Here is a 13,571-nt window from a genome sequence, read left to right on the forward strand (position 1 = left end):
TAAATTATCTTATAATTGTTATAGTCCCTTGTTTTTGACCACCTTTATCATCTAAAATCTTATAATAAAACACCATATTTTGCTTAGGAAAACTCATTGTTGAAGTAGGCCAATTGTTTTTATAACCTTTTTCATTTAAAATTTCCTCACCGTTACTGTTGTAAATAATAACAGTTGCATTAGGGTTGTTAGAGTAAGAGTTAGGTAATACCCAAAGGTCATTTTTACCGTCACCGTTAGGTGTTACTACGTTAGGAACGTTAAAAGTATCTTTGTATTCAACTGTAAATTGTTTAATAATTTCACAGTCATCTATCTTTGCTATAAGCGTATAAGTCCCTTCTGCCGTAATTGTTACAGATGAGCTTGTGCTTAATTCTACATTAGCTGCATCTAACCACTGGTAACTTGTACCACCGTTTGCAGATATTGTTTTAGTTTGTCCTTCTATAAGAATAACTGGGTCTGCGCTGTCTAGCGTAATTAAATCTTCGTTTAAAGGAGAAATAACAACTTCGTTAGAACGTAACGGACAGCCATTTTTTAGTACTTCTAGAACAAATGTTCCTGTTTCTGTACTGCTTAAAGTTTCATCTGTATTATTATAACTAACACCATCTTTGTACCAAGTAAAGGTTTCACCGGCTAATGCTGTTGTTGTACTTAATACTACCGGATTGCTTGGATTACAAAAAGTAGTAGTACTTGCTGTAATAGCCACGGTTTCTGATGTTAATAATATAACGCCTAAAGTGTTAGAATCTGTAGCGCTGTAACCACTTATGCTTGCATTTAAAGTATAATCTCCGTTTGCAGTAATATCTGATAGTGCAATGGCATTGTTGGTTTCGCCAGAAATTGCTACACCATCTTTTTTCCATTGGTATGTAAATTCATTTTTAAGATCTGCTGTAACATCTGTCTTTGTACCATCTGCGGCAACGGCTTCAATTGTTTTTACATCTAATGTTGTTGTTGTGTTTTGGCAGTCTGTGTAAGCCGCTGTATAATCTATTGCTATGTTAAAAGAAGCCGGACTTACTACTGTTGTTTTATCAGAATCTATTGTAAAAGGACAGCTACCACCATTATCTGCAATACGAGCAAAGTATTCACCAGCACTATTTACCACTAATGTATTTGTAGTCTCTCCACTAAGTACTACTCCATCTTTGTACCAAGCATAAGTTACAGCTGTACTGCTACTAGTTACTTGTAATGTTTTAGTTTTAGTTGGTAAAATAACAAGGTTAGCTTCATTATCTCTTGTTAATGTAACATTAGATGCAGTTGTTATAGAAATAGCTGCAGAACGCTCTAAACAAGCTCCTGGGCCACTTATTTCTACTGCATAGTTACCTTCAAAACCTGCAGTAGCGCCATCTACTGTGTATGTATGGTTATCTACAGTTGGTGATGTAATAGCAACATCATCCTTATACCAAACATACGTTAAGCCTTGGCCAGATATGTTTGCAGTAAGTGTTTCTGTTTCTGTAGAACAAAGACTAGTTTTAGACGGTGTATTTAATGCAACTCCTAAACTTGTGCCTGTTGTTACTTCTATAATATTTGAGTCTGTACTTGCAGATCCAGAACATATTGTTCCATAATCTATCTGTACAGAATACATACCTGCTTCTGTTGTAGTTAATGATGGACCTTTTTCAGATAATAAAGTTCCACTTTTATACCAATTGTATTTGTAAGTACTTGCATTTGGTACGTTGTGTGGTGCCATGGTGATTGCTGTACCGTCGCAAACTTCTATAGTACCACCAGATGGTATATTACCGTTACCATCTTGACTCATTAATATTGGTGAGTTAAAGTCTACATAGTACATAGAATAAGGGCCGGCAACAGGACTCACTTTTTCTGGACTTGTACTCTTTACTCGTATTTTGTAATTTTCTCCTCTAGTGTCTGTAGGTAAAGCAAATTGAATATTGAAATCGTAATTAGAATTTTTATCATCTAAAGTGGCAAGAGCTACGGGACTACCAAAGTTGCCATTTGAGTCAGATAATTCTAATATAAATTTGTTGTCGCTGTTTACAGCAGGTGCATTAATCCAGGTAAAGTTTACCCAGTAAGAGTTAAATCCGGAAGATGCACATGCGGCAGTCCATCCGCTTGTACCGCCACCACTTGGATCGGCAATTGGTTCGGGAGCATTTAAGATTTGGGCTGTTGTTGTTAGCGAGTAGCTAAATAACAATAAAAGTACCAAAAGAGCTGTAGTAGGTGTTGTTCTCATGAGATGATTTTTTTTGTAACTATTTATTGTCTGGGGACATAGTTAGTTAGATTAAACGTTTAAAATTTTGCAAACATTTTAACGCGTGTGCGAAATTTGCTTAAACAAATATGGTTGTTTATAACTTGTTCATAAATTTATTGTTGTAGTAGTATTTAAATATGTTGTGAAAATGGCTTTATTGTATGGTGACCGATTTTTTAAGGCCTATAATTAATCTAATTTTGTACCTTTACAGCTTAATTTTATCCTATGAATGAAGGCGAAAAATCATTAAATTTTATAGAGCACATTATCGAGGAAGACCTGAAAAATGGTTTCTCAAAAGAGGATTTACGTTTTCGTTTCCCACCTGAACCTAATGGTTATTTACATATAGGACACGCTAGTTCTATTTGCTTAAATTTTGGGTTAGGTTTACGATACAATGCACCTGTGAATCTGCGTTTTGACGATACAAATCCGGCGAAAGAAGAACAAGAGTACGTAGACGCAATTAAGAAAGATGTCTCTTGGTTAGGCTATAAATGGGAGCATGAATGCTTTGCTTCAGATTATTTCCAAAAGTTGTATGATTGGGCAATTTTTCTTATAAAGGAAAATAAAGCTTATGTAGACAGCCAAACTTCTGAAGCTATGGCAGAACAAAAAGGTACGCCTACAACACCTGGTGTTGCTAGTCCTTTTAGAAACAGATCTGTTGAAGAAAATTTGGATCTTTTTCAGCGTATGAAAAATGGCGAATTTAAAGAAGGTGAACACGTTTTACGGGCTAAAATAGATATGAGTTCCTCTAACATGCTTATGAGAGACCCTATTATGTACCGTATATTACACAAGGCACATCACAGAACAAATACCGATTGGTGTATTTATCCTATGTATGATTGGACGCACGGTGAAAGTGATTATTTAGAGCAAGTTTCTCATTCTTTTTGTACGTTAGAGTTTGCTATGCACAGAGAATTGTATGACTGGTTTTTAGACCAAGTGTATGATGAATCTAAAACAAGACCAAAACAAAGAGAGTTTGCCAGACGTAACCTTAGCCATACCGTTGTAAGTAAAAGAAAGTTGCTTAAATTGGTAGAGGAGGGTGTTGTTAAATCATGGGATGATCCTAGAATGCCTACCATTTCTGGTATGCGTAGAAGGGGTTATACACCAGAGTCTATTCGTAATTTTGCAGATACTATTGGTATTGCCAAAAGAGAAAATCTCATTGATGTATCATTATTAGAGTTTCATGTTCGTGAACATTTAAATAAAATTGCACCTAGAGTAATGGGTGTTTTAGATCCTGTAAAAGTTGTTATAACTAATTACCCAGAAGATCAAGAAGAATGGTTGGAGGTAGAAAATAACCCTGAAGATCCTGCTTCTGGTAACAGACAAATTCCTTTTTCGAGAGAAATTTATATAGAAAAGGAGGATTTTAGGGAAGAGGCTAATAAAAAATTCTTTAGGTTAAAGCTTGGTAAAGAAGTGCGTTTAAAAGGAGCTTATATTATAAAGGCGGAATCTTGCACAAAAGATACCGATGGGAATATTATTGAAATTCAATGTACGTATGATACTTTAAGTAAAAGTGGTAGTGGTACCGAAGAAAGTTTACGTAAAATAAAAGGTACTTTACATTGGGTGTCTGTTAAACATGCTATAGAATCTGAAATTAGGTTATATGATAGGTTATTTACAGATGAGAGTCCGGATACGCATAAAGATAAAGATTTTATGGAGTTTATAAATCCAGATTCTTTACAAGTAATTAAAGGTTTTGTTGAACCGAGTTTAAAAGAAGCTAAAATTGGAGATCTTTTTCAGTTTCAAAGAATGGGTTATTTTAATATTGATACAGATAGCACACCTGAAAATTTAGTTTTTAATAAAACTGTTGGTTTAAGAGATTCATGGGCAAAAATTCAGCAAAAAAGTTAGTATAAGTTTTATTGATGTTAACTTAAAAACAATTACTATTTCTTATTAAAAAAGGCTTTTTTTAGTGAGTTCTAAGCGTTTTTTAAAAATACTTAATGTCATTATAAGGGTAGTTTAATATAATGCTGTGTAAGCTGATTTAAATAGTTTTTTGTATTAAAAGTTCCTTTTTTACCAAGTTTTGCTTTTTAATTTTTTGTAAAATTTTATAAGTATAAAAAAATCCGATAGAAATTTATATTTCTATCGGATTTTCTAATTTTTATAATAATTTGGTTTTATTCATTTTTTGGTTTGTCTAGTTTTTTAGTCTGTTCATTTTTTGGTGCATTTTTTTTCATAGACTCGCCAATCATATTACTAGCTGTAAATGATGCAACCATATTATTTAACATATCACTACCAGCTTGTGGAGAGTTTGGTAATAATATTAAATTAGTATTAGTTTCTTCACCTATAGATTGTAACGTGTCATAATGTTGGGTAACAACAATTAGGGCAGAAGCTTCTTGAGAATTTATACCCACTTTGTTAAGTACTTCTACAGATTCTTCTAATCCACGTGCAATTTCTCTTCGTTGATCTGCAATACCTTGTCCTTGTAAACGCTTACTTTCTGCTTCAGCTTTTGCTTTTTCTACTATTAAAATACGTGCTGCATCACCTTCAAATTGTGCTGCAATCTTCTCTCTTTCAGACGCGTTAATACGGTTCATTGCTTGTTTTACCTGCGCATCTGGGTCAATATCAGTTACTAAGGTTTTAATTATATCAAAACCATAATCTAACATTGCATCATTAAGTTCTGCTTTTACTGCAAGGGCAATATCATCTTTTTTAACAAAAACATCGTCCAATTTCATTTTTGGTACTTCTGCACGTACTACATCAAAAACGTAAGATGTTATTTGATCATGAGGATAATCTAATTTATAAAAAGCGTCATATACTTTATCTTTTATAACTTTGTATTGTACAGAAACTTTTAGTCTTACAAAAACATCATCCAAAGTTTTTGTTTCAATAATTACATCTAATTGCTGAATTTTTAAGCTTAATCTACCAGCAATACGTTGCATAAAAGGTATTTTAAATTGTAGACCAGATTGTCTAATACTACTAAATTTTCCAAATGTTTCAATAATAGCTGCTGTTTGCTGTTTAACTACAAATGCAGCTGAAAATATTACAAATACTACAAATACTATTAGTGGTATTAATAAATAACTTCCCATAATTTTTAAGGTTTTTAGGTTTATGTTTTAAATGTACAAATACTGTACATATATATGTAACTAAAATAGGGCTTATGTTACATTTTTATAAAAAAAAAGCTACAAATGCATAATTACATTTGTAGCTTTTAGTAAATGTTATGTAATTTATGCTAATCTTTCAATAGCATTTTTTATTCTTTTAATAGTTTCTTCTTTTCCTAGTAATTCTACAATATCAAAAACGTGTGGTCCTTTCATATCACCAACCAAAACCAATCTAAAAGGAGGCATTACTTTACCAAAAGATAATTCCTTATCTGTAATCCACTCTTTTACAATTGTTTCTGTATTGTTAGAGCTAAAGTCTGTTATTGATTCTAATATAGATACTAATTGGTTTAAAATTACTGGAGTTTCTTCTTTCCACTGTTTTTTAACAGCTTTTGAAGCATATTCTTTTGGAGCAATGTAAAAATAGTTTGCTAAATTCCATATATCTTTTACAAAAGTAGCTCTCTCTTTTAGTAAACTTACCAATTTGGTTACAATTTCTTGTTTAGCTAAAGGATGTGTTTCTTGTACGTGACTTAAAACAGTCGGCATTAATAATGTTGCAATTTCTGCATTGTCTTTTGCTTGTAAGTATTGTGTATTATACCATTTGGTTTTATCTGGATCAAACCTAGCGCCAGATTTATTTACTCTTTCTAAAGAAAATTCATTTATTAATTGTTCTAAACTAAACAATTCTTGCTCAGTACCTGGATTCCAGCCAAGTAATGCTAAAAAGTTTACTACTGCTTCTGGAAAATAGCCTTCTTCTTTATAACCAGTAGACTCTTTCCATGATAGCGGAAACACAGGAAACCCAAGCTTTTCACCATCTCTTTTGCTTAATTTACCTTTACCTACAGGCTTCATTATTAATGGTAAATGGGCAAATTCTGGAGCTTGCCAACCAAAAGCATCATACAATTGTTGGTGTAATGCTAAAGACGGTAACCATTCTTCACCACGTATAACATGTGAAATTTCCATTAAATGGTCATCAACAATATTTGCTAAATGATATGTTGGCATTCCATCACTTTTAAACAATACTTTATCATCTAACACATTAGTATCTATATGCATAGTACCACGTATTATATCTGTCAGTTCTAATTTCTCGTTTTCAGGAGTTTTAAAACGTATTACAAACGGCTCATTACTAGCTAATTTGGCATCTACTTCTTGCTTACTTAGTGCTAATGAGTTGTTTAATTTTAAGCGATTATGCCAGTTGTAAATAAAAGTTTTGCCATTAGCTTCATGGCTTTTTCTATGTTCATCTAAACTTTCTGCAGTATCAAAAGCATAATATGCTTTACCATTTGCAATTAGCTTATCTGCATATTCTTTGTATAAATGTTTACGTTCGCTTTGTCTATACGGACCAAATTTTCCTTCCTTTCCAGGACCTTCATCAAAACCAATTCCACACCAGTTTAAACTGTCAATTATATATTGCTCAGCACCTTCTACATATCTATTTTGATCTGTGTCTTCTATTCTCAGAATAAAATCTCCACCATTTTTTTTAGCAAAAAGGTAGTTAAATAGGGCAGTGCGCACACCACCAATATGTAACGGTCCGGTAGGACTTGGAGCAAAACGTACTCTTACTTTAGAACTCATAATATATATTTATTACTACAAAGATACAGTTAGTTATTTGTCCTATTAAAGTGTTATACTCACTTTTTAACAATTTTTTTCTATGTTTTTCTTAAACTGTGGGTATCTTGGTATTAAATATCACAGATTTTGAATAGTTTAGACCATATTTTACAAAAATTAAGGGCCTTTACTAAAAGGTTTTATACCCAAAAGTTACTTAAAGGATTACTCCTTTTTATTAGTTTTGGATTGCTGACTTTATTAGTAATATTAGGGCTTGAGTACCTTTTATGGTTTAATTCTACAGGTAGATTGTTGTTACTTTTAACCCTTTTGGCAATTACTTTTTACCTTTTATATGCTTATATTTTAACACCTCTTTTTTATTTATTTCAACTTAAAAAAGGAATATCTAATAAGGATGCAGCTATGTTAATAGGTAAACATTTTCCTGAGGTAGGAGATAAGTTGTATAATTTGTTAGATTTAGCAGATAACCAACAAACATCTGAGCTTTTATTGGCTAGTATAGAACAACGTTCTAAAAAGTTAGATGCTGTTCCTTTCGCTAAAGCAATAAATTTTTCTGAAAATTTTAAATACGTTAAGTATTTGCTTTTACCCCTTGCTGTATTTTTGGTTGTATGGATTACAGGAAACATTAGTTCTTTTTTGGGCTCATATGATAGGGTTGTTAATTACCAAATGGCTTATGAAAAACCTGCACCTTTTTCTTTTAATCTCATTAATAACAAGTTAACTGTTTTAAGAGGAGAGAGTTTAACCTTAAAAGTTACTACCAAAGGTAAAATTAAACCAGAAAATGTTGCTATAGTTGTTAGTGGCACTGAATTTCTTTTGCAAGAGAACAATGGATTTTATGAGTATACTTTTGTTTCTCCTGATAAAAGCATTTCTTTTTACTTTTTAGCCAATAACATAACCTCAAAACAATATAATCTTTCTGTTTTAGACGTACCTTTTTTAGAAGATTTTAGTATGAAATTGGTTTATCCTTTTTATACCAATAAACTACCAGAAACAATACAAAGCACTGGTAATGCGGTTTTTCCAGAAGGAACTAAAGTTAGCTGGAACATAAAAGGCGACCATATTAGTACCATTTCCTTGGGTTTAAATGATACTATTTTGAGATTTAATAAGATGGATAATTCTTTTTCTTTCTCAAAAAGAATTTATAATAGTACAGATTATGTAATTAATACATCAAATAACAATGTTTCTAATTATGAAAAGTTAGGTTATAAATTCACAGTAGTAAAAGATGCTAGTCCTAATTTGCAGGTTAGTCAAGTAAAGGATAGTTTAAATCCAAATATTTTATACTATTCCGGTGTTGCTTCTGATGATTATAAACTGATGAGTATTAAATTAGTTTGTTATCCTACTAATAATGCTAAAGATAAACAAATAGTGACTATTTCTAATCCCAATAACAATGTTGCTCAGTTTTATTACACATTCCCATCTGGCCTTAAATTAGAGCCTACTATTAACTATAGTTTTTATTTTTCTGCTACAGATAATGACGCTATACATAATGGCAAAACATCTAAAAGTCAGGTTTTTAGTACTGTATTACTAGATGCTGATGCTCTTAAAAACAACGATTTAGAACAACAACAACAGCTTTTGGATAACTTGGACAATTCTTTAGATAATTTTAAAGAACAGAAAGAAAAACTGCAAGAGCTAAATAATAGGCAAAAAGAGAAATCTTCATTAAATTATACCGAACAGTCTGAGGTTAAAGACTATCTGCAAAAGCAACAACAGCAGGAGCAGATGATGGAAAAATTTAGTAAGCAGTTAAAGGAGAATTTACAAAAGAGTGATACAGACAATAAACAGAATAAATTACTGCAAGAAAGACTACAACGTCAGGAGCAGGAAGCAAAAAAGAATCAAAAATTGCTTGAAGAGTTAAATAAAGTTGCTGATAAAATAAATAAAGAAGAGCTTAGTAAGCGTTTGGAAGAACTTGGTAAGAGCCAAAAAAATAGTGAGCGTAACCTAGAACAGCTTTTAGAGCTCACAAAAAAATATTATGTTACAGAAAAATTGGCCCAATTAGCACAAGATTTAGAGAAACTTGCAGAGAAACAAGAGGTACTATCAGAGCTTAAACAGGACCAAAATTTTGAAAAAGAGGAGCAGGAAAAATTAAACAAAGCCTTTGAAGATTTAACTAAGGAACTTGATGAGCTTGAAAAGGACAATCAAAAATTACAAAAACCATTAGATATTAAGGCTAATAAAGCAAAACAAGACGCCGTTAAACAGGATCAGAATGATGCTTTAGAAGAGCTAAATAAGGAACAGGGGAGTGATAATTCTTCTAAATCTGATAGTAAAGCCAGTAACAAAGCTGCAAAAAAACAAAAATCTGCAGCTGATAAAATGAGACAAATGAGTTCTCAAATGCAGCAGTCTTCATCTAGTTCTAGTGGAGAATCTATTACGGAAGATGCTGAAATGTTACGTCAAATTCTTGAAAACCTTGTTATTTTTTCTTTTAAACAGGAACAGTTGTTTGAGGATTTAAGCGCTAGAGATAATGACGTCACTAAATTTTCAACAACAATTAAGCGTCAAAAGGAATTACGTACATTATTTGAGCACGTAGATGATAGCCTTTTTGCTTTGTCTCTTAGACAAGCTGAAATATCAGAAAAAGTAACTAAAGATATCACAGAGGTATTTTATAATATTGATAAATCATTAGAACAATTAGCGGAAAATAGGTCGTATTTGGCTAAGTCTAATCAAAAATATGTACTTAATTCATCAAACAGTTTGGCAGATTTTCTTGCTAATTTGTTAGATAATATGAATCAGAGTATGAAATCTGGTGCTGGACAAGGTCAAGGAAAGGGTCAAGGTTTTCAATTGCCAGATATAATTAAAGCTCAAAATAGCTTAAAAGATAAAATGGGTAAACAAGGAGATTCCAAGTCTTCTGATGGCAAAAAGCCTGGTGAAGGTCAAAAATCTGGTGTAAAGGAACCAGGGGCTGATGGTAAAAAAGGCAAATCTGGAGACAAAGGTGGCGAAGGAGAGAGTGGAAAAGAAGGTGATAATGGCAAAAATCGAGCTAATGGTGAAGGGGAAAATAAGAATTCTAAGGGTAAAAATGGAACCCAAAATGGTGAGAATGGTTCTACAGGACAAGGTTTATCTGAGGAAGAACTAAAAGAAATTTATGAAATTTACAAAGAACAACAGCAAATTAGACAGGCTTTAGAACAGCAATTAAATGATATGATTGCCAAAGAAGATAAGAATTTAGCCAAGAAACTGTTGCAACAAATGGAAGATTTCGAGAACGATTTACTGGAAAATGGTATAACAAATAGAACTCAAACCAAAGCAAATAATATACAACATCAACTTTTGAAGCTAGAAAATGCAGCTTTAAAACAAGGGGAGAAAAGTACAAGAGAAGCTAATAAAGCAAAAAATAAGTTTAGTAATCCTATTACGACTAAGCCAGAGGCATTGGAGAATTATCGTAACGAAATAGAAATCTTAAATAGACAAGCACTACCTTTGCAGCAAATTTATCAAAATAAAGTGCAAAAATATTTTAAAAGCAATGATTGATTTTCATTATGAAACAGATTTTAATCTGAAAGGTAATACCAAGTATATCGATTGGATTAATAGGATAATAGCTTCTGAAGACCATTTAGTAGGTGATATTAATTACATTTTTTGTGATGATGCTTACCTGTTAAACATCAATCAGCAGTACTTAGATCATGATACGTATACAGATATTATTACGTTTGATTATACAGATGGGACGGTTATTAGCTCAGATATTTACATATCTATTGAGCGTGTTAAAGAAAATGCAGCAGATTTTAAAGTCAATTTTAATGAAGAATTATTAAGAGTTATGGCTCATGGCATACTTCATTTGTGTGGCTTTAAAGATAAGACTAACGAAGAAGCTGCGGTAATGAGGTGTAAAGAAGAAGAAAAAATTAAATTGTTCCACGTGGAACATTAAGATTATGTTTGATAAAGAATACGATGTTATTGTAGTAGGAGGCGGGCACGCAGGCGCAGAAGCTGCTGCTGCTGCCGCTAATTTAGGTTCTAAAACTTTGTTGGTTACAATGAACCTTCAAACCATAGGACAAATGTCTTGCAACCCTGCAATGGGAGGAATTGCAAAGGGGCAAATTGTACGTGAGATAGACGCTTTAGGTGGTTATAGTGGTATTATTTCGGATAAATCTGCTATACAATTTAAGATGTTAAACAAGTCAAAAGGACCTGCAATGTGGAGTCCTAGAACGCAAAATGACCGTATGCGTTTTGCTGAAGAATGGCGTTTGGCATTAGAAAGAACACCTAATTGTGACTTCTATCAGGAGATGGTTTCTGGCCTTATTATAGAAGGTGATAAGGTATGCGGAGTTAGAACTTCTTTAGGGATAGAGATCAGATCTAAGTCTGTTGTGCTTACAAATGGTACGTTTTTAAATGGTTTAATTCATATAGGAGAACGCCAATTAGGTGGTGGTAGAGCAGGTGAAAAAGCCGCTACTGGTATTACAGAACAGTTGGTTGAGTTAGGCTTTGAAAGTGGTAGAATGAAGACTGGAACACCACCAAGAGTAGATGGTAGATCGCTAGATTATTCTAAGATGATAGTGCAACCAGGTGATGCAATTCCAGAAAAATTTAGCTATACAAATACCAATGCATTAGCTCATCAGAGGGACTGTTATATGACTCACACAAGTACTTTAGTGCACGATTTATTACGTGAAGGGTTTGATAGATCACCTATGTTTAACGGCAGAATTAAGAGTTTAGGACCGCGTTATTGCCCTTCTATTGAAGATAAAATTAATAGGTTTGCAGACAAAGATAAGCACCAATTATTTGTAGAACCAGAGGGGTGGGATACGGTAGAAGTATACGTAAATGGCTTCTCAACTTCGCTACCAGAGGACGTACAATTTAAAGCTTTACGCTCTGTTGTTGGCTTTGAAAATGTGAAGTTTTTTAGACCAGGTTACGCTATAGAATATGACTATTTTCCACCTACACAATTAAAGCATACATTAGAAACTAAGCTTGTAAATAACCTGTATTTTGCTGGTCAAATTAATGGTACAACAGGGTATGAAGAAGCCGCTAGTCAGGGTCTAATGGCGGGTATAAATGCACACCAAAAAGTGAATGAAAATGATGCATTTATTCTTAATAGAGATGAGGCTTATATAGGTGTTTTAATAGACGACTTAATTACAAAAGGTACAGAAGAACCATACAGAATGTTTACTTCTAGGGCTGAATATAGGACCCTTTTAAGGCAAGATAATGCTGATATTAGACTTACTCCAATGGCTCATAAAATTGGATTAGCATCAGATTCTAGACTAAAAAGGATGGAAGAAAAGCTTAAAAAATCTGATGCTTTTGTAAACTTTTTTAGAGAAACAAGTGTTGTTCCAGAGGATATAAATCCTATTTTAGAGTCAGTAAATTCTACCCCAGTTAAACAATCTCATAAGATGTTTAAGAGCTTTTCTAGGCCTAATGTAACTATGGATCATATGCGTAAATTAAAGTCTGTTTCAGAATTTATTGAGGCTCAAAATATAGATAGAGAAGTAATGGAGCAGACCGAAATTCAGGTTAAATATGCAGGCTATATTGCCAAGGAAAAGAACAATGCAGATAAGCTTCAGCGTTTAGAAAACATTAAAATTCCTGAAGGTTTTGATTATCGACAACTTAAGAGTTTGTCTTTTGAAGCTCGTGAAAAATTAGAGGCAATTAGACCGGTTACTATCTCCCAAGCCTCCAGAATTAGTGGCGTTTCGCCAAGTGACATAAGTGTATTACTTGTGTTTATGGGAAGGTAATTTAAGTTTAAAGTATATAAGATTCACCCAATTGTTCCACGTGGAACAATTGGGTTTTTTTGTTTTAACAAAGATGTTTTTGTTTGTCTTTTTCTGTGGTTTTTATAACGGTAGGTTAGTGTTGTTTATTGTGTGTTTGTTTAGAGTTAATTTTAATTCTGTTTAAAAATTTCTGATGCTCTCGTGTCGTTTTTTTTAGCATATAATTTTACTTTTTTGCTGTGGGTTAATTAGAAAATATTTTATCCTTTTTTAGATCAATTGTAAAATTTAAGTGTTCTGAATTTTTGAGTTTTTCAATTTTCAGTTTTAATTATTTCGAACCTAAATTGTTTTAGAATCCTTACTTCAAATTTCATCTTTTTTATTTTTTTTGATATTGATTTTTATACCTTCCTTTTTAGAATTGATTTCAGATTTTTGTTTCTATTTTTTTATCACTGTTTTTATTTTTTTTGATTTCACGTTTTATTTTTACTGTCGCTTATTCACATCTGCCTATTCCGACGATCTTACTCTTGTTATTCTCTATCGTTTTCTTCTTTTTTGTACACGACACAACTTCATTCTCACATTATATTGCATTCT

The 13,571-nt window shown here is 32.5% G+C and carries 7 protein-coding genes; 4 read left to right on the forward strand and 3 right to left on the reverse strand.

Annotated features, from left to right (window positions below):
• Positions 1–4: 4 nt before the first annotated feature.
• A complete protein-coding gene (locus tag BFJ87_RS11365) occupies positions 5–2,260 on the reverse strand; it encodes a T9SS type B sorting domain-containing protein (RefSeq protein ID WP_077404403.1) in 2,256 nt (751 codons plus the stop codon).
• 252 nt (positions 2,261–2,512) lie between these two features.
• Between BFJ87_RS11365 and BFJ87_RS11370 the strand changes: the two genes are divergently transcribed.
• Entirely contained in the window at positions 2,513–4,198 is a 1,686-nt protein-coding gene (locus BFJ87_RS11370; protein WP_077404406.1) for a glutamine--tRNA ligase/YqeY domain fusion protein, read from the forward strand.
• 278 nt (positions 4,199–4,476) lie between these two features.
• Here BFJ87_RS11370 and BFJ87_RS11375 read toward each other — a convergent pair whose 3' ends face one another.
• Both BFJ87_RS11375 and gltX read right to left on the reverse strand, forming a co-directional pair.
• Positions 4,477–5,433 (reverse strand): SPFH domain-containing protein, encoded by a 957-nt coding sequence (locus tag BFJ87_RS11375; protein WP_077404409.1) that lies wholly within the window; start codon positions 5,431–5,433, stop codon positions 4,477–4,479.
• 147 nt (positions 5,434–5,580) lie between these two features.
• The gene (gltX, locus tag BFJ87_RS11380) at positions 5,581–7,092 is read right to left on the reverse strand and encodes a glutamate--tRNA ligase (protein WP_077404413.1); all 1,512 of its coding nucleotides are present in this window, start codon (positions 7,090–7,092) and stop codon (positions 5,581–5,583) included.
• A gap of 315 nt (positions 7,093–7,407) precedes the next feature.
• Here gltX and BFJ87_RS11385 point away from each other — a divergent pair, with 315 nt between their 5' ends.
• Genes BFJ87_RS11385 through mnmG form a run of 3 tightly spaced genes read left to right on the forward strand, consistent with a single transcriptional unit; the run spans position 7,408 to position 12,983 of the window.
• On the forward strand, positions 7,408–10,698 hold the full coding sequence (locus tag BFJ87_RS11385; protein WP_245799629.1) for a hypothetical protein: 3,291 nt from the start codon (positions 7,408–7,410) through the stop codon (positions 10,696–10,698).
• Complete coding sequence (ybeY, locus tag BFJ87_RS11390; RefSeq protein ID WP_077404419.1) at positions 10,691–11,110, forward strand: rRNA maturation RNase YbeY; 420 nt, start codon at positions 10,691–10,693, stop codon at positions 11,108–11,110. The genes BFJ87_RS11385 and ybeY overlap by 8 nt, the downstream gene beginning before the upstream one ends.
• A 4-nt stretch (positions 11,111–11,114) precedes the next feature.
• A complete protein-coding gene (mnmG, locus tag BFJ87_RS11395; protein WP_077404421.1) occupies positions 11,115–12,983 on the forward strand; it encodes a tRNA uridine-5-carboxymethylaminomethyl(34) synthesis enzyme MnmG in 1,869 nt (622 codons plus the stop codon).
• Positions 12,984–13,571 lie beyond the last annotated feature (588 nt).

The sequence above is a fragment of the Cellulophaga omnivescoria genome (genome assembly GCF_001999725.1).
Taxonomy (GTDB): domain Bacteria; phylum Bacteroidota; class Bacteroidia; order Flavobacteriales; family Flavobacteriaceae; genus Cellulophaga; species Cellulophaga omnivescoria.

Coding starts and splice junctions, on each gene's coding strand:
- BFJ87_RS11365 (WP_077404403.1), bottom strand. CDS start 2,260: ATGAGAACAACACCTACTACAGCTCTTTTGGTACTTTTATTGTTATTT.
- BFJ87_RS11370 (WP_077404406.1), top strand. CDS start 2,513: ATGAATGAAGGCGAAAAATCATTAAATTTTATAGAGCACATTATCGAG.
- BFJ87_RS11375 (WP_077404409.1), bottom strand. CDS start 5,433: ATGGGAAGTTATTTATTAATACCACTAATAGTATTTGTAGTATTTGTA.
- gltX (WP_077404413.1), bottom strand. CDS start 7,092: ATGAGTTCTAAAGTAAGAGTACGTTTTGCTCCAAGTCCTACCGGACCG.
- ybeY (WP_077404419.1), top strand. CDS start 10,691: ATGATTGATTTTCATTATGAAACAGATTTTAATCTGAAAGGTAATACC.
- mnmG (WP_077404421.1), top strand. CDS start 11,115: ATGTTTGATAAAGAATACGATGTTATTGTAGTAGGAGGCGGGCACGCA.